This is a genomic window from Pseudomonas sp. EB271-G4-1 (assembly GCF_058791355.1).
Window position 1 is genome coordinate 1 of the sequence record NZ_JBYTEO010000100.1, and the last position, 16,438, is coordinate 16,438.

Annotated in this window: 15 protein-coding genes; 8 read left to right on the forward strand and 7 right to left on the reverse strand. The window is 60.4% G+C overall.

Annotated elements, in window-relative coordinates; all coding sequences use genetic code 11:
* Positions 1-91 precede the first annotated feature (91 nt).
* A complete protein-coding gene (gene elbB, locus AC3WWR_RS29330; protein WP_020797246.1) occupies positions 92-760 on the reverse strand; it encodes an isoprenoid biosynthesis glyoxalase ElbB in 669 nt (222 codons plus the stop codon).
* 115 nt (positions 761-875) lie between these two features.
* Here elbB and AC3WWR_RS29335 point away from each other — a divergent pair, with 115 nt between their 5' ends.
* The gene (locus AC3WWR_RS29335) at positions 876-2,111 is read left to right on the forward strand and encodes a sterol desaturase family protein (protein ID WP_083349893.1); all 1,236 of its coding nucleotides are present in this window, start codon (positions 876-878) and stop codon (positions 2,109-2,111) included.
* Here the strand turns inward: AC3WWR_RS29335 and AC3WWR_RS29340 are convergent.
* A complete protein-coding gene (locus AC3WWR_RS29340) occupies positions 2,092-2,724 on the reverse strand; it encodes a DedA family protein (protein ID WP_020797248.1) in 633 nt (210 codons plus the stop codon). The genes AC3WWR_RS29335 and AC3WWR_RS29340 overlap by 20 nt on opposite strands.
* Positions 2,725-2,931: 207 nt before the next feature.
* On the opposite strand from AC3WWR_RS29340, the gene hemB reads away from it, so the two are divergent.
* The gene (gene hemB, locus AC3WWR_RS29345) at positions 2,932-3,945 is read left to right on the forward strand and encodes a porphobilinogen synthase (protein ID WP_083349892.1); all 1,014 of its coding nucleotides are present in this window, start codon (positions 2,932-2,934) and stop codon (positions 3,943-3,945) included.
* 18 nt (positions 3,946-3,963) lie between these two features.
* The gene (gene ppk1 / locus AC3WWR_RS29350; RefSeq protein ID WP_020797250.1) at positions 3,964-6,186 is read left to right on the forward strand and encodes a polyphosphate kinase 1; all 2,223 of its coding nucleotides are present in this window, start codon (positions 3,964-3,966) and stop codon (positions 6,184-6,186) included.
* Positions 6,187-6,331: 145 nt separating this feature from the next.
* Here ppk1 and ppx read toward each other — a convergent pair whose 3' ends face one another.
* The 5 genes from ppx to AC3WWR_RS29375 all read right to left on the reverse strand — a co-directional run bounded on the left by ppx (position 6,332) and on the right by AC3WWR_RS29375 (position 10,862).
* Positions 6,332-7,834, reverse strand: coding sequence for an exopolyphosphatase (ppx, locus tag AC3WWR_RS29355; protein ID WP_020797252.1), 1,503 nt, complete (start codon positions 7,832-7,834; stop codon positions 6,332-6,334).
* 180 nt (positions 7,835-8,014) lie between these two features.
* On the reverse strand, positions 8,015-8,752 hold the full coding sequence (locus tag AC3WWR_RS29360; protein ID WP_020797253.1) for an amino acid ABC transporter ATP-binding protein: 738 nt from the start codon (positions 8,750-8,752) through the stop codon (positions 8,015-8,017).
* On the reverse strand, positions 8,739-9,389 hold the full coding sequence (locus AC3WWR_RS29365; RefSeq protein WP_020797254.1) for an amino acid ABC transporter permease: 651 nt from the start codon (positions 9,387-9,389) through the stop codon (positions 8,739-8,741). Before AC3WWR_RS29365 ends, AC3WWR_RS29360 begins: the two co-directional genes overlap by 14 nt.
* On the reverse strand, positions 9,386-10,054 hold the full coding sequence (locus AC3WWR_RS29370) for an amino acid ABC transporter permease (RefSeq protein WP_020797255.1): 669 nt from the start codon (positions 10,052-10,054) through the stop codon (positions 9,386-9,388). Before AC3WWR_RS29370 ends, AC3WWR_RS29365 begins: the two co-directional genes overlap by 4 nt.
* Before the next feature lie 22 nt (positions 10,055-10,076).
* Positions 10,077-10,862 (reverse strand): transporter substrate-binding domain-containing protein, encoded by a 786-nt coding sequence (locus tag AC3WWR_RS29375; RefSeq protein ID WP_020797256.1) that lies wholly within the window; start codon positions 10,860-10,862, stop codon positions 10,077-10,079.
* A 256-nt stretch (positions 10,863-11,118) separates the two neighbouring features.
* Between AC3WWR_RS29375 and AC3WWR_RS29380 the strand changes: the two genes are divergently transcribed.
* The 5 genes from AC3WWR_RS29380 to AC3WWR_RS29400 all read left to right on the forward strand — a co-directional run bounded on the left by AC3WWR_RS29380 (position 11,119) and on the right by AC3WWR_RS29400 (position 16,361).
* Positions 11,119-11,826 carry a FadR/GntR family transcriptional regulator gene (locus AC3WWR_RS29380; RefSeq protein ID WP_033044600.1) on the forward strand — a complete coding sequence of 236 codons (708 nt, stop codon included), beginning with the start codon at positions 11,119-11,121 and terminating at the stop codon, positions 11,824-11,826.
* Between the two features lie 121 nt (positions 11,827-11,947).
* On the forward strand, positions 11,948-12,277 hold the full coding sequence (gene trxA, locus AC3WWR_RS29385) for a thioredoxin TrxA (protein ID WP_003206727.1): 330 nt from the start codon (positions 11,948-11,950) through the stop codon (positions 12,275-12,277).
* Between the two features lie 248 nt (positions 12,278-12,525).
* On the forward strand, positions 12,526-13,785 hold the full coding sequence (gene rho / locus AC3WWR_RS29390) for a transcription termination factor Rho (protein WP_003206716.1): 1,260 nt from the start codon (positions 12,526-12,528) through the stop codon (positions 13,783-13,785).
* 141 nt (positions 13,786-13,926) lie between these two features.
* Positions 13,927-15,393: a 4-hydroxy-3-polyprenylbenzoate decarboxylase gene (ubiD, locus tag AC3WWR_RS29395; RefSeq protein WP_020797260.1), complete on the forward strand. Its 1,467-nt coding sequence runs from the start codon at positions 13,927-13,929 to the stop codon at positions 15,391-15,393.
* Positions 15,393-16,361, forward strand: a complete 969-nt coding sequence (locus AC3WWR_RS29400) for a CDP-6-deoxy-delta-3,4-glucoseen reductase (protein ID WP_020797261.1) — start codon at positions 15,393-15,395, stop codon at positions 16,359-16,361. The genes ubiD and AC3WWR_RS29400 overlap by 1 nt, the downstream gene beginning before the upstream one ends.
* Positions 16,362-16,438: the final 77 nt, after the last annotated feature.

A 16,438-nucleotide genomic window follows, 5' to 3' on the forward strand; every position in this document is an offset into this window, starting at 1 on the left:
GGCTTGCCCGCGAATGCGGTGTATCAGTCACCATCATTGTTGAATGACACACCGCTTTCGCGAGCAAGCCCGCTCCCACATTTAATCGATGTCAGGCGTCGTTTTCGTGGGTCAGCTCGAGCACCCGGTCGACCAGTTTGTTGATGCCCGAAGCCGCTTCGCTGATCGATTGCGCCAGCATGTAGGCCGGTGTCGTCACCAGTTTGCGCGCCTTGTCTTCGACGATATCGCTCACGGCACATTCCTTGTGGGTGGCGCCCATCTTGTTCAGGGCCGCTGCCGTTTCTGCGTCGTTGCCGATGGTGCATGTCACGCCGGGACCATAGATTTTCGCCGCCAGGGCAGGTGAGATGCAGATCAGGCCGACCGGTTTGCCGGCCTCGGCAAAGGCTTCGGTCAATGCCAGGACATCCGGTTGCACCGTGCAGCCAGTACCTTCGATGGCAAAGTTGGAGAGGTTCTTGGCCGAGCCGAAGCCGCCGGGAATGATCAGTGCATCGAACTCCTCGGCGTCGGCTTCGCGGATATCCTTGATCTCGCCGCGGGCTATACGGGCAGACTCCACCAGCACATTGCGCGACTCGGGCATTTCTTCGCCGGTCAGGTGGTTGATCACGTGCAGCTGCGCGATATTCGGGGCAAAACACTGCACCTGCGCGCCACGCTGGTCCAGGCGCAGCAGGGTCACCACACTTTCGTAAATCTCGGCGCCGTCGTATACGCCACAACCGGAAAGGATCACTGCAACTTTTTTGCTCATGGGCTTTTCTCCAGATTCATGGCGTTAAATGTCCACTAATTTGTCACTCGTTGCCATAGGGATAATTCGAGGCTACACATAGGATCTGTCCTCAAGATTCCGACCAGGGCGCGTCATGGACTTCATTCTGTATGCGGTGCCGTTTTTCTTTGTGCTGATCGCTGTCGAGCTGCTGGCCGACCGTTGGCGCGGGGTCAGCAACTATCGGCTGGCGGACGCGATCAACAGCATCAGCACCGGTGTGCTGTCGACCACCACCGGCCTGCTGACAAAAGGCGTAGGGCTGGTGACCTATGCGTTCGCCCTCAAGCACCTGGCACTGTTCGAGCTCTCGCCCGACAGCATCTGGGTCTGGGTGTTTGCCTTCGTCTTTTACGATTTCTGCTACTACTGGCTGCACCGCATGGGCCACGAGCGCAACATCCTCTGGGCCGCGCATTCGGTGCATCACCAGAGCGAGGACTACAACCTCTCCACCGCCTTGCGCCAGACGAGCACCGGATTCCTCCTGAGCTGGATCTTCTACCTCCCCATGGCCGTCGTCGGTGTGCCGTTGCTGGTGTTCGTCAGCGTCGCGGCGCTTAACCTGCTGTACCAGTTCTGGGTGCATACCCGGCACATTCCCAAGCTCGGCTGGTTCGAGTGGTTTTTCGTCACGCCATCCAATCATCGGGCCCACCATGCACAGAACGCTCTCTACATGGATCGCAACTACGGCGGTGTGTTCATTATTTGGGACCGTCTATTTGGCTCGTTCCAGGAAGAAGACGACAACGAGCCGGTGATTTTCGGCGTAACAACACCGCTGTCGAGCTGGAACCCGGTGTGGGCCAACGTGCAGTTCTACACCCAGTTGTGGGCGGATGCGCGGCGTGCCGAAAGCACCTGGGACAAGCTGCGGATCTGGTTCATGCGCACCGGCTGGCGGCCGGCGGATGTGGCGGCCAAGTACCCGATGAACAAGCCGGACCTGAGCCAGTTCCGCAAATTCGAGGTGCCATTGGACGGGCGTCAGCAGCTCTACGTGCTGTTACAGTTCTGCGTCTACATCGCGTTTGGCAGCTATTTGATGAACCTCGCGCCCAATCTGTCGACGGCCGCGTTGGTGTTGGGCTGGGGAGCTGTGGCGCTGGGCCTGTTCGTGCTGGGCGTGGCCCTGGAGAATCGCCCGTGGGCGCTGAAGCTGGAGTTGCTGCGGCTGGCATCGAATGTGCCGCTGGTATGGCTGGCGCCGCTGGTGGGGCTGTGGCCGGCCAGCGCGGTGGGCTGGGTCGGCCTGCTCAGTTACAGTCTGATCAGCGGTATCGGGCTCTACTGCTGCAGAAACCGTTTTACTCGATTGGCGTCTTAGGGTTGCCGGCATTGTGCTGTTGGGCTTTCAGGGCTTGCTCGTCGGCATAGATCTGCCTGGCCAAGCGAGCATTCTTGAACCGGCGGCGCAGCCACAGGCCCAACCCGAGGACGAGCAGGGCACCGAGCACCCACAGTTCGTATTTCTTGATGCTGCCGAGCATCCCTTCCAGTACCGCGCCAAAGTGATAGGCCGCCGCCGCCAGTGCGGTGGCCCAGATCGCAGCGCCAATTCCGTTGAGCAGCAGATAACGGCCCGGCGGATAGCCAGACAGGCCGATTGCCACCGGCATCACGGTGCGCAGGCCATAGACGAAGCGAAAGCTCAGGACCCAGATATCCGGATGCTTGCGAATGTGCTCGAGCGCCCGATCACCCATTAACTGCCAGCGCGGCTTGCGTGCCAGCAGCTTGCGCCCGTGCTTGCGTCCCAGGAAGTACCACAGCTGATCGCCGGCATAACTGCCGAAGAACGCCACGACCACCACCAGGTTGATGTCCATGTATCCACGGAACGCGAGGAAGCCCGCGAGCACCAGGATGGTTTCGCCTTCGAAGAATGTGCCTAGAAATAGGGCAAAGTAGCCGAAGTCATGCAGAAATTGTTGGAGCATTGTCTGGGTGCTGGCGAAATGAACGCGCAGCCTAACCCTTCGTACACATTCAGGAAAGTGTCCAAATGTGTCTCGACGTGAACATTTCCTACAAGGACAATGGAATGCGGCTACCTGTCACAGGTTGCACACAACTGTCATGTGATCGTCATAATGGCCGCTTATAACTGTCACGCTCGCCCGTCCGCGCGGGCTCAGGAGTCTGCCGTGAGCTTTACCCCCGCCAACCGCTTGTTCCCCGCAACCCGCCTGCGCCGCAACCGTCGCGATGATTTTTCGCGTCGACTGGTCCGTGAAAACGTGTTGACCGTCGATGATCTGATCCTGCCGGTGTTCGTACTGGACGGTGAAAACCGTCGCGAAGCGGTGGCCTCGATGCCGGGCGTCGAACGCCTGACCATCGATCTGTTGCTGGAAGAGGCAGCCAAGTGGGTCGAGCTGGGCATTCCGGCGCTGGCGCTGTTCCCGGTGACACCTCCAGAGCTCAAATCGCTGGATGGCGCCGAAGCCTGGAACCCCGAAGGCATTGCCCAGCGCGCCACCCGCGCCCTGCGTGCACAGTTTCCTGAGCTGGGCGTGATTACCGACGTCGCGCTGGACCCGTTCACCACCCACGGCCAGGACGGCATTCTCGACGAAGAAGGCTATGTGCAGAACGACATCACCGTCGACGCACTGGTCAGGCAAGCCCTGTCCCATGCCGAAGCTGGCGCCCAGGTGGTTGCGCCTTCGGACATGATGGACGGTCGCATCCAGGCTATCCGCGAGGCCCTCGAAGTGGCCGGTCACGTCAACGTACGGATCATGGCCTATTCGGCGAAGTACGCCAGCGCCTATTACGGCCCGTTTCGCGATGCGGTCGGTTCGGCACTGAACCTGGGCAAGGCCAACAAGGCCTCCTATCAGATGGACCCGGCCAACAGCAACGAAGCCCTGCACGAAGTGGCGGCTGACTTGTCAGAAGGCGCAGACATGGTCATGGTCAAGCCAGGCATGCCCTATCTGGACATCCTCTGCCGGGTCAAAGAAGAATTCAAAGTGCCGACTTTTGTTTATCAAGTCAGTGGCGAATACGCCATGCACATGGCGGCGATCCAGAATGGCTGGTTGAGCGAAGGGGTTATCCTCGAATCCCTGACCGCTTTTAAACGCGCAGGTGCTGATGGCATCCTGACATATTTTGCCGTTCGTGCTGCTCAACTGTTACGAGAGCAACAATAGCCCTCCCAGGAACATTCGATGAATACCGAAGTACTCACTGAAGTTGCCGTAAAAGACGCCCAGCCTGTGGTGGAGCAAGTCGACGAGACCCCGCCGGAGCTGGAGCCAGCTCCGCCCGCGGCGGTCGTCGAGACCGCTGTGGCAGCGCCAGCGATTGCCATTCCCGGCCTGGATGACAGCAGCCTGTACATCCACCGCGAGCTGTCGCAACTGCAGTTCAACATCCGCGTGTTGGAACAGGCACTGGACGAGTCATACCCGTTGCTGGAGCGCCTGAAATTTCTGCTGATCTTCTCCAGCAACCTGGACGAGTTCTTCGAGATTCGTGTCGCCGGCCTCAAGAAGCAGATCACCTTCGCCCGGGAGCAAGCGGGTGCCGACGGCTTGCAACCGCACCAGGCCCTGGCCCGCATCAGTGAACTGGTACACGGTCACGTCGATCGTCAGTACGCGATCCTGAACGACATCCTGCTGCCGGAGCTGGAAAAACATCAGGTCCGCTTCATTCGTCGCCGTCACTGGACGACCAAGCTAAAGACCTGGGTGCGCCGCTATTTCCGTGACGAGATTGCCCCGATCATCACCCCGATCGGCCTCGACCCGACGCACCCGTTCCCTTTGTTGGTGAACAAAAGCCTTAACTTCATCGTCGAGCTCGAGGGTATCGACGCCTTTGGTCGCGACTCCGGCCTGGCGATCATCCCGGCACCGCGCTTGCTGCCGCGGGTGATCAAGGTGCCGGAAGAAGTCGGCGGCCCTGGCGACAACTATGTATTCCTGTCGTCGATGATCCACGCTCACGCCGATGACTTGTTCCAGGGCATGAAGGTCAAGGGCTGCTATCAGTTCCGCCTGACCCGAAACGCCGACCTGGCGCTGGACTCGGAAGATGTCGAAGACCTGGCGCGTGCCCTGCGCGGCGAGCTGTTCTCCCGTCGTTATGGCGACGCGGTGCGATTGGAAGTTGCCGATACCTGCCCGAAACACCTGTCCGACTACCTGCTCAAGCAATTCAACCTCAGCGAGAGCGAGCTGTATCAGGTCAACGGCCCGGTGAACCTGACGCGTCTGTTCAGCATTACCGGCCTGGACAGCCAGCGCGAGCTGCAATACACGCCGTTCACCCCGCAGATTCCGAAACTGCTGCAGAACAGCGAAAACATTTTCAGCGTGATCAGCAAGCAGGACATCCTGTTACTGCACCCGTTCGAGTCGTTCACTCCAGTGGTCGACCTGCTGCGCCAGGCCGCCAAGGACCCGCACGTGTTGGCGGTGCGTCAGACCCTGTATCGCTCCGGCGCCAACTCGGAAATCGTCGATGCGTTGGTGGATGCAGCGCGTAACGGCAAGGAGGTCACCGCGGTGATCGAATTGCGCGCGCGGTTCGACGAAGAGTCCAACCTGCAGTTGGCCAGCCGTCTGCAAGCGGCCGGTGCGGTGGTGATCTACGGTGTGGTCGGCTTCAAGACCCACGCCAAGATGATGCTGATCCTGCGCCGCGAAGCGGGTGAGATCGTGCGTTACGCCCACCTCGGTACGGGTAACTATCACGCCGGCAACGCTCGCCTGTATACCGACTACAGCCTGCTGACCTCCGACGACGCCCTGTGCGAAGACGTCGGAAAACTGTTCAGCCAGTTGATCGGCATGGGCAAGACGCTGCGCATGAAAAAGCTGCTGCATGCGCCGTTTACCCTGAAAAAGGGCATGCTCGACATGATTGCCCGCGAAACCCAGTTCGCCCTCGAGGGCAAGCCGGCGCACATCATCGCCAAGTTCAACTCGCTGACCGATCCGAAGATCATCCGCGCGTTGTACAAGGCCAGCCAGTCGGGCGTGCGCATCGACCTGGTGGTGCGTGGCATGTGCTGCCTGCGGCCGGGCATCGCCGGGGTGTCGCACAATATCCATGTGCGCTCGATCATCGGTCGCTTCCTGGAGCACACCCGGGTCTTCTATTTCCTTAATGGCGGCGAAGAGCAGATGTTCCTCTCCAGCGCTGACTGGATGGAGCGCAACCTCGACAAGCGCGTCGAGACTTGCTTCCCGGTAGAGGGCAAGAAGCTGATCATGCGGGTCAAGAAAGAGCTCGAGCTGTACCTCACCGACAACACCCACAGCTGGAGCCTGCAGTCGGACGGCCGTTACATCCGCAATACACCGACCGGCAACCAGAACCCGCGCAGTGCCCAGGCTACCTTGCTGGAGCGGTTGGGTAGCCCGATCCTGGCGGTTCGGTAACACCGGCACGAGGTAAAAAAATGGCGATCCCTTTGGATCGCCATTTTTGTTTCCACCCTGTAGGAGCTGCCGCAGGCTGCGATCTTTTGATCTTGTTTTGAAGGGCAAAATCAAAAGATCGCAGCCTGCGGCAGCTCCTACAGGTTCAGCGCACGGTCAGGACGGTGTCTACGCGGGTAAGCCACTGCGCTTCGATCTCGAAGTCGGCCTGGGTCAGTTGGTTGTCCTCCAACCAGTTTTCCGGGAAAACAACTTCCAGGTGGTTGCCATTGGCGTTCAGTTCCACCTGAGGCATTTGCTGGGTGCCGCGGATGTGATGGAACAGGATCGCGAAGCGTAGCAACACGCAAAGACGAATCAGCTTGATGCCGTCATCGCCGAATTCGGCGAACTTGTCCTTGGGAATGTTGCGGCGGTGGCCGCGCACCAGGAGTGCAAGCATCAGTTGGTCTTCGCGGGAGAAACCGGCCAGGTCCGAGTGCTCGATCAGGTAGGCGCCATGCTTGTGGTACTGGTAGTGGGCAATGTCCAGGCCCACCTCATGCACCTTGGCCGCCCAGCCGAGCAGTTCGCGCCAGACGCCGTCTTCCAGGTCCCAGTCCTTGGCCACCTGATCGAAGGCATGCAGGGCCTTGCGTTCGACTCGCACCGCTTGTTCCAGGTCGACGTGATAACGCTCCATCAGCGACGTCAGGGTGCGTTCACGCACGTCTTCGTGATGATGACGACCCAGCAGGTCATAGAGAACGCCTTCGCGCAACGCGCCTTCACAGTGGTCCATGCGTTGCAGTTCAAGTGAATCGAAGATGGCTTCGAGGATGGCCAGGCCGGCCGGGAAAATCGCCCGACGGTCCGGCTTGATGCCTTCGAAGTCGATTTTCTCGACATCGCCAAGCTTGATCAGCTTGCGCTTGAGCCAGGCCAACCCTTCGGCATTCACTTCACCGCTGCCATGACCGCCGGCCTTCAGCGCCAGGCCGATGGCGCGGATGGTGCCCGAGGAGCCGATGGCTTCATCCCAGGTCAGGCGATGCAGGGCGTGTTCGATGCTCATGATCTCCAGCCGCGCCGCGGTATACGCCTGGGCGTAGCGGGCCGGGGTGATCTTGCCGTCCTTGAAATAGCGCTGGGTGTAGCTGACGCAACCCATCTGCAGGCTTTCGCGCAACAAGGGCTCGAATCTCTGCCCGATGATGAACTCGGTGCTGCCGCCGCCGATGTCGGCCACCAGGCGTTTGCCCGGGGTATCGGCGAGGGTGTGGGACACGCCCAGATAGATCAGGCGTGCTTCTTCACGGCCGGAGATGACTTCCACCGGGTGGCCGAGGATTTCTTCGGCGCGGTGGATGAATTCGTTGCGGTTACGGGCTTCACGCAGGGCGTTGGTGCCGACGATCCGCACGGCGCCTGGGGGCATACCGTTGATCAGTTGGGCGAAACGCTTGAGGCAATCGAGCCCGCGTTGCATGGATTCTTCGCTGAGGTGGCGTTCGTCGTCGATACCGGCGGCCAACTGAACCTTCTCCCCGAGACGTTCGAGAATGCGGATTTCGCCGTTCTGGGCCTTGGCCACGACCATGTGAAAGCTGTTGGAGCCCAGGTCGATTGCGGCGATCAAGGACAGATTCTTGGCTTGGGATTGCGGCATGGTCAGGGGTCTCGGTCGATAACCTCGACATCCTGCCACGATCAAAGGCTGCCGCCAACGCGTTGTGTTCAAAGCCGATCGTTCCCACGCTCTGCGTGGGAATGCAGCCCGGGACGCTCTGCGTCCCAAAGCGGACGCGGAGCGTCCGTTGAGGCATTCCCACGCGGAGCGTGGGAATGATCAGGTGGTCGCCTCAACCGTCCCAATGAAATTCGCCAACTCCACCGTCCGCGGATTGGCAAACAACTCCTTTGGATCGCCCACCTCATGCACCAAACCTTGATGCATGAACACCAACTTATCCCCAACCTCCCGGGCAAAGCGCATTTCATGGGTGACCATGATCAGCGTCATGCCTTCCTTGGCCAGTTGCCGAACCACGCTCAGCACTTCGTTGACCAACTCCGGGTCGAGCGCCGAGGTGATTTCGTCGCACAGCAGCACCTTGGGCGACATCGCCAGCGCACGGGCAATCGCCACCCGCTGTTGCTGCCCGCCGGACAGGCGATCGGGGAAGGCATCGAACTTCTCTCCAAGTCCGACCCGTTCCAGCATCTGTCGCGCCAGTTCGGCAGCCTGGGTCTTCGGTACTTTCTGCACCACCTGCGGCGCGAGCATCACGTTCTCGCCCACCGTCAGGTGCGGGAACAGGTTGAACTGCTGGAACACCATCCCGACTTTCTGCCTCAGGCTGCGCAGGTCGGCGCGGGCGGCGTCGAGGTATTCGCCGTCGACTTCGATGACGCCATCGTTGATCGATTCCAGGCCGTTTAGGGTGCGCAGCAAGGTCGACTTGCCCGAGCCGCTGCGGCCGATGATCGCCACCACCTGGCCTTGCTCGACACTCAGGTCGATGCCTTTGAGCACATGGTGGTCGCCATAGTATTTATGCAGGGCGGAAATTCTAAGCAGAGGCATGCAGTCTCCTTTCCAGGTAGCGCGCACTGAGGGACAAGGGGTAGCAGAGCAGGAAGTAGCCGAGGGCAACCAGGCCGTAGACCATGAAGGGCTCGAAGGTGGCGTTGGCCAACATGCCGCCGGTCTTGGTCAGTTCGGTGAAACCGATGATCGAGGTCACGGCCGTACCCTTGACCACTTGCACCGAGAAGCCCACGGTCGGCGCCACGGCGATGCGCAACGCTTGTGGCAGGATCACGTAGCGCAATTGCTCCAGGGGATTGAGCGCCAGGCTCGACGAGGCTTCCCACTGGCCGTTGGGGATCGACTCGACGCAACCCCGCCAGATTTCCGCCAGGTAGGCGCTGGTGAACAACGTCAAGGCGATTGCCGCCGCGGCCCACGGCGAAATCTCCACCCCGGCCAGCGCTACACCGAAGAACACCAGGAACAGCTGCATCAACAGCGGCGTGCCCTGGAACAATTCGATGTAGGTACGGGCAACGCTGCGCGGCAAGGCTTTGTTCGAGAGGCGCATGACCATGATCAACAAGCCGATCAGCCCGCCGCCAACGAACGCCACCAGCGACAGTGCCAGTGTCCATTGCAGGCCGGTGAGCAGGTTGCGCACGATGTCCCAGAAGGTGAAATCGCTCATCGAGTGCTCCTGGCAATGAATCGGTGTCCGATCCAGTTCAGCAACTGGCGGATCAGCAAGGCCATGCACAGATAGAGCAGCGTGGTCAGTGCATAGGTTTCAAAGGCGCGGAAGTTGCGTGACTGGATGAAGTTGGCAGCGAAGCTCAGCTCTTCAGTGGCGATCTGCGAACAGACCGCCGAACCGAGCATGACGATGATGATCTGGCTGCTCAGGGCCGGCCAGACCTTGCCCAGCGCCGGCAACAGCACCACATGGCGGAAGGCTTCGAAGCGCGTCATCGCCAGGGCCGCCGCGGCCTCCAGCTGACCTCGCGGGATCGCCTGGACGCCGGCACGGATGATCTCGGTGGAATAGGCGCCCAGATTGATCACCATCGCCAGCACGGCGGCCTGCCACTCGGAAATCTGCACGCCCAATGACGGCAGGCCGAAGAAGATGAAAAACAACTGCACCAGAAACGGCGTATTGCGGATCAACTCGACGTAGACCGCAAAAATCCCGGAGAAGGGGCGGATGTTCCACGCCCGCACCAGCGCCCCGACGATGCCCAGCCCCACCCCCAGCACCGCGCCGATGGCCGTCAGCTCAAGAGTGAACAGCGCACCGCGCAGCAACAGGTCGGTGTTGTGCACCACCGGCAAGAAATCGAACTGATAAGCCATCGCGTGTCTCCTGCGCGCCGGATCAGAGATCGGCCGGCAGCGGTTCTTTCAACCAGGCCAGGGCATTTTTCTCCAGCGCGCCGTCGCTCTTGGCGGTCACAAGAATCTGGTTGACCTTGTCCAGCAGCGCCGGCTCGTTCTTGTTCACGCCCACGTAGACGGGCGAGTCCTTGAGCTTCACTTTCAGCGCCGGCACGCGTTTCGGGCTCTTCTCGCTGATGGCGACCATTACCACGTTGCCGCTGGCGATCAGGTCCACTTGCCCCGCCAGATACGCGGCGATGGTCGAGTTGTTGTCTTCGAAGCGCTTGATGGTCACGCCTTCGGGGGCGACCTTGGTCAGCTCGATGTCTTCGATGGCGCCACGGGTGACGCTGACGGTTTTGCCCTTGAGGTCGTCGAGGCTCTTGATGTCGGCATCTGGAGGACCGAACACGGCGAGGTAGAAGGGCGCATAGGCGCGGGAGAAATCGATGACTTTTTCGCGTTCCGGGTTTTTGCCGAGGCTGGAGATCACCAGGTCGACCTTGCCGGTGGTCAGGAACGGAATGCGATTGGTGCTGTTGACCGGGGTCAGTTCGAGTTTGACCTTGAGTTGGTCGGCCAGCAGTTTGGCGGTGTCGATGTCCAGGCCGCGCGGTTTCATGTCCGGGCCGACCGAGCCGAAGGGCGGGAAGTCCTGCGGTACGGCGACCTTGAGAACGCCGCGCTGCACGACATCCTCCAGGGCGTCGGCGTGGGCGGGCGCCTGGCTCAGCACGAGGCTGGCGAACAAGGCTGCGAGGAGGGCGCTGTAACGCTGGGTCATGGCAAGTCTCCGGATCTTTGCGAAGGGATTTCTGCGGATCGACAGAGCATGGGCCATGCCAACATGGCGTTGGTGGGCCGCCAGGCCGCGGATTTGCTGGCGTCGCACGGTCTTACTGGTCTGAACAGTCAGGTGCCGTTTCGCACCCCGATGGCGCAGCGGCGAAAGTCACCGAACCCCCATGGGGCACGACTTGCCGGGCGCTTCGAATAGCTTTACAACTGAGCGCTCATTGGCCTGGTTCGACTGGAAAACCATGAATTCGATCTCTCGCGCCGTACCTGAACTGGCGCTGCAAGCCATCCGTAAACTGATCACCGAACAGGGTTTCGGGCCCGGGGATGCCTTGCCCTCGCAGCGGGACCTGGCGGTGCAACTGGGGGTCAGTCGGGCGTCGTTGCGTGAGGCGCTGTCATCGCTCAGCGCACTGGGTGTCATCAGTATCCAGCCGGGCAAAGGCGTGTTCGTGCAGTCGCCGGTGGAGCTTGAGCGAAGCGAGGCCGCACCCGGTTGGCCCTTCGCGGCGCAGGCTTCGCCCCTGGATATCTTCCAGTTGCGTTACGCGCTGGAGGGATTCGCGGCGGGGCTGGCGGCCGTGACCTTGAGTACCGATGAGCTCGATGCGCTGGAAGATAACGTCGCCGCCATGCGCAACGACCTCAAGTGCGGCGACTTCGAAGCGGCAGCCCGCCTGGACTTCGAATTCCATCGGCGCATTTTGCTGGCCAGCGGCAATCAGGCGATGCTGAGCATCCTGACGGCCAGTGCCGAGATTTTCCTGGAGAGTCAGAAGCTACCGTTCATCCGGGCCGAGCGGGCCATGGAAACCTGGCATGAGCACCGCAAAATCCTTCGCGCGCTGGCGCGCCGGGCCTCGGGGGGCGCGCAAAAGGCCATGCACGAACACGTGCGCAATGCGGCGCTGCGTACCGGGATCGCTTTCGTCGCTCCCGCATTGGCGTGACCTGGGCTATACCCAAACTCATGGAACACCATAGCGAGACTCAATCATCTGCACCTTCCTGAACGAGGGAAGGGCGGCTATGATGGGCCACGTTTTTTTGCTTACAACCCTGGAGAATTCCATGAGCAGCGATCTTATCAAACACGTTAGCGACGCTAGCTTCGAGGCCGACGTACTCAAGGCTGAAGGCGCTGTACTGGTCGACTACTGGGCTGAATGGTGCGGCCCTTGCAAAATGATCGCTCCTGTCCTGGACGAAATTGCCGAGACCTACAAAGGCAAGCTGACCGTTGCCAAGCTGAACATCGACGAAAACCAGGAAACCCCCGCCAAGCATGGCGTGCGCGGTATCCCGACGCTGATGCTGTTCAAGAACGGCAACGTTGAAGCGACCAAGGTTGGCGCACTGTCGAAGTCGCAGCTGGCGGCTTTCCTCGACGCCAACATCTAAGCGTCGTAGTAGCGTGTCAGATAAAGGCCCCGCAGATAGCGGGGCTTTTTTCGTTGTAGAGGGCTAGACGCTCCGAAATTCAGGTGTTACATTCGGCCCCGCGCTGGTTTCTCCAGTGCCCCCTGCTAGCCGTCGCCGACGCTCTCCTTTTCGAATAAGTACGCGATCCTGTCGCCTTCTCCGCGGCGCGGCCTCATTAAGCCAAAAGCTTAATTTCCCCCCTCCATAAATGATTACGTCATTCCTATATGAATCTGACTGAACTCAAGCAAAAGCCGATTACCGAACTGCTCGAATTGGCCGAACAGATGGGCATAGAAAATATGGCCCGTTCGCGCAAGCAGGACGTGATTTTCTCCCTGCTGAAAAAGCACGCGAAAAGCGGCGAGGAAATCTCCGGTGATGGCGTGCTGGAGATTCTCCAGGACGGCTTCGGCTTCCTTCGCTCTGCTGACGCCTCCTATCTCGCCGGCCCAGACGATATCTACGTCTCGCCGAGCCAGATCCGTCGCTTCAACTTGCGTACCGGTGACACCATCGTTGGCAAGATCCGCCCTCCTAAGGAAGGCGAGCGTTATTTCGCACTGCTCAAGGTCGACACGATCAACTTCGACCGTCCGGAAAACGCGAAAAACAAGATTCTCTTCGAGAACCTGACCCCGCTGTTCCCGACCGTGCGCATGAAGATGGAAGCCGGTAACGGTTCCACCGAAGACTTGACCGGTCGAGTCATCGACCTGTGCGCCCCGATCGGTAAAGGCCAGCGCGGTCTGATCGTTGCACCGCCCAAAGCCGGTAAGACGATCATGCTGCAGAACATCGCGGCGAACATCGCGCGTAACAATCCTGAAGTTCATCTGATCGTCTTGCTGATCGACGAACGTCCGGAAGAAGTAACCGAAATGCAGCGTACCGTGCGCGGCGAAGTGGTTGCCTCGACGTTCGACGAGCCGCCAACCCGCCACGTGCAGGTTGCCGAAATGGTGATCGAGAAGGCCAAGCGCCTGGTCGAACACAAGAAGGACGTGGTGATCCTGCTCGACTCCATCACCCGTCTGGCCCGTGCCTACAACACCGTGATCCCGAGCTCCGGCAAGGTATTGACCGGTGGTGTCGATGCCCACGCCCTGGAGAAACCGAAGCGTTTCTTCGGCGCTGCACGGAACATCGAGGAAGGCGGCTCGCTGACCATTATCGCCACCGCGCTGGTTGAAACCGGCTCGAAGATGGACGAAGTGATCTACGAGGAATTCAAAGGCACCGGCAACATGGAACTGCCTCTGGATCGCCGTATCGCTGAAAAGCGTGTGTTCCCGGCCATCAACATCAACCGTTCCGGTACTCGTCGCGAAGAGTTGCTGACTGCCGACGACGAGCTGCAGCGCATGTGGATTCTGCGCAAGCTGCTGCACCCGATGGACGAAGTGGCTGCCATCGAGTTCCTGGTCGACAAGCTGAAAACGACCAAGACCAACGATGAGTTCTTCCTGTCGATGAAGCGCAAGTAAGTCGATAGACCAGCAAAAGCCGGGGAAACCCGGCTTTTTGCTATCTGATTTTTGATCAACCCGTAGTTCGTGGTTCTGAAGCATGAGGTTCGGCGCTAAACTGCCTGCCCCCGAACGCCACGGCCAACACGAGGCTCACGCATGCAGTATCGCGACTTGCGCGACTTTATCAGCGGCCTGGAACAGCGCGGCGAACTCAAGCGCATCCAGGTTCCGGTGTCCCCAGTGCTCGAAATGACCGAGGTCTGCGACCGCACCTTGCGCGCCAAGGGCCCGGCCCTGCTTTTCGAAAAACCCACCGGTTTTGACATTCCCGTGCTCGGCAACCTGTTCGGTACCCCCGAGCGCGTGGCGTTGGGCATGGGCGCCGAAGCGGTCAGCGAGCTTCGCGAAATCGGCAAGTTGCTGGCGTTCCTCAAGGAGCCCGAGCCGCCCAAGGGGTTGAAAGACGCCTGGTCCAAGCTGCCGATCTTCCGCAAGATCATCTCGATGGCACCCAAGGTGGTCAAGGATGCGATCTGTCAGGAAGTGGTCATCGAAGGCGACGACGTCGACCTGTCGACGTTGCCCGTGCAGACCTGCTGGCCAGGCGACGTCGCGCCGCTGATCACCTGGGGCCTGACGGTCACCAAAGGTCCGAACAAGGACCGGCAGAACCTCGGCATCTACCGTCAGCAAGTGATCGGCCGCAACAAGGTCATCATGCGCTGGCTGAGTCACCGTGGCGGCGCGCTGGATTACCGTGAATGGTGCGAAAAACATCCCGGCCAGCCGTTCCCGGTCGCCGTGGCGCTGGGTGCTGACCCGGCGACCATTCTTGGCGCCGTGACCCCGGTGCCGGACAGCCTTTCCGAGTACGCCTTCGCCGGCCTGTTGCGCGGTAACCGTACCGAGCTGGTGAAATGCCGTGGCAACGACCTGCAAGTGCCGGCTACCGCCGAGATCATCCTTGAAGGCGTGATCCATCCAGGCGAGATGGCCGATGAGGGGCCGTACGGCGACCACACCGGTTACTACAATGAAGTCGACAGCTTCCCTGTGTTCACGGTCGAGCGCATCACCCACCGGATCAAGCCGATCTACCACAGTACCTACACCGGGCGTCCACCGGATGAGCCGGCGATCCTGGGTGTGGCGCTGAACGAAGTGTTCGTGCCGATCCTGCAGAAGCAGTTCCCGGAGATCACCGACTTCTACCTGCCGCCCGAAGGCTGTTCATACCGCATGGCCGTCGTGACCATGAAGAAGTCGTACCCGGGGCATGCCAAGCGGGTAATGCTCGGTGTCTGGTCGTTTTTGCGACAGTTCATGTACACCAAGTTCGTTATCGTCACTGACGACGATATCAACGCCCGCGACTGGAATGACGTGATCTGGGCCATTACTACGCGCATGGACCCCAAGCGCGACACGGTGATGATCGAGAACACGCCCATCGACTACCTGGACTTTGCCTCGCCGGTGTCCGGCCTGGGCTCGAAGATGGGGCTCGATGCCACGCATAAATGGCCGGGTGAAACCACGCGCGAGTGGGGCCGTGTAATCGTCAAGGACGACGCCGTGACCCAGCGGATCGATGCCATCTGGAATCAGTTAGGAATAGATTGATGCGTGTAACCTTGCAGCCCTCCGGAGCAGTACTGGATATCTTGCCCGGCGAGCGGATTCTCGATGGCGCACGTCGCCTGGGCTATGAATGCCCGCAAAGCTGTCGCAACGGTAACTGCCATGTGTGCGCGGCACTGCTGGTGGAAGGGCGCGTGGAGCAGGCGGGCGATGTGCGTGACCATGGCGAGTTCTACACTTGCATAGCAGAGCCGCTGGAAGACTGCATCGTGCTGTGGGATGGCGTGCTCGCGCTGGGAGAATTGCCGGTGCGCAGTCTGTCGTGTCAGGTCACCAGTTGCACCGAGGTCGGTGGTGATACCTGGCGGGTGCGGCTGCGGGCCCCCGCCGGCAAGCCGCCGCGATATCACGCAGGCCAGTATCTGATGATCCATCGCGACAACGGCGAGAAGTCGTCCTTCTCCCTGGCCTCGGCACCCTCCGGTGGCCGTGACCTGGAAATCCACGTGCTGGCGCGCGAAGCCAGCGCGCTCAACCTGATCGAGCAACTTCAGCGCAACAGCATGGTGCGTGTCGACATGCCGTTCGGTGATGCCCACCTGGCCGAGTTGCCGGACGGTCCGTTGGTGTTGATCGCCGCGGGCACCGGCATGGGCCAGGTCCATGGCCTGATCGAGCATTGCCGCGCCGAGGGCTTCAAGCATCCGGTGCACCTGTATTGGGGTGTGCGTCGTCCTGAAGACTTTTATGAAGTCGAACATTGGGATGAATGGCTGAAGCTGCCCAACCTGTTCCTGCATAAAGTCGTCAGCGATCAATGCGGTTGGCAGGGACGCTGCGGCATGTTGCATGAGGCGGTATGCGAAGACTTTCCTGATCTCAAAGCCCTGCACGTGTACGCCAGTGGTTCGCCGGCCATGGTCTACGGCACGTTGGATGCGCTGGTCGAGGCGGGGATGGACGCCCACCAGATGCGCGCCGATGTGTTTGCGTACGCGCCTCGATCTTGATCCAGCCCTTGTAGGAGCTGCCGCAGGCTGCGATCTTTTGACCTTGCCTTGAAGATCAAAAGATCGCAGCCTGCGGC

Bases quoted from the DNA above. Each gene is read 5' to 3' on its own strand.
- ppx (WP_020797252.1), bottom strand. From the start codon at position 7,834: ATGCCGCAATCCCAAGCCAAGAATCTGTCCTTGATCGCCGCAATCGAC.
- trxA (WP_003206727.1), top strand. From the start codon at position 11,948: ATGAGCAGCGATCTTATCAAACACGTTAGCGACGCTAGCTTCGAGGCC.
- ubiD (WP_020797260.1), top strand. From the start codon at position 13,927: ATGCAGTATCGCGACTTGCGCGACTTTATCAGCGGCCTGGAACAGCGC.
- AC3WWR_RS29365 (WP_020797254.1), bottom strand. From the start codon at position 9,389: ATGAGCGATTTCACCTTCTGGGACATCGTGCGCAACCTGCTCACCGGC.
- AC3WWR_RS29370 (WP_020797255.1), bottom strand. From the start codon at position 10,054: ATGGCTTATCAGTTCGATTTCTTGCCGGTGGTGCACAACACCGACCTG.
- AC3WWR_RS29380 (WP_033044600.1), top strand. From the start codon at position 11,119: ATGAATTCGATCTCTCGCGCCGTACCTGAACTGGCGCTGCAAGCCATC.
- AC3WWR_RS29340 (WP_020797248.1), bottom strand. From the start codon at position 2,724: ATGCTCCAACAATTTCTGCATGACTTCGGCTACTTTGCCCTATTTCTA.
- ppk1 (WP_020797250.1), top strand. From the start codon at position 3,964: ATGAATACCGAAGTACTCACTGAAGTTGCCGTAAAAGACGCCCAGCCT.
- rho (WP_003206716.1), top strand. From the start codon at position 12,526: ATGAATCTGACTGAACTCAAGCAAAAGCCGATTACCGAACTGCTCGAA.
- elbB (WP_020797246.1), bottom strand. From the start codon at position 760: ATGAGCAAAAAAGTTGCAGTGATCCTTTCCGGTTGTGGCGTATACGAC.
- AC3WWR_RS29375 (WP_020797256.1), bottom strand. From the start codon at position 10,862: ATGACCCAGCGTTACAGCGCCCTCCTCGCAGCCTTGTTCGCCAGCCTC.
- AC3WWR_RS29335 (WP_083349893.1), top strand. From the start codon at position 876: ATGGACTTCATTCTGTATGCGGTGCCGTTTTTCTTTGTGCTGATCGCT.
- AC3WWR_RS29360 (WP_020797253.1), bottom strand. From the start codon at position 8,752: ATGCCTCTGCTTAGAATTTCCGCCCTGCATAAATACTATGGCGACCAC.
- AC3WWR_RS29400 (WP_020797261.1), top strand. From the start codon at position 15,393: ATGCGTGTAACCTTGCAGCCCTCCGGAGCAGTACTGGATATCTTGCCC.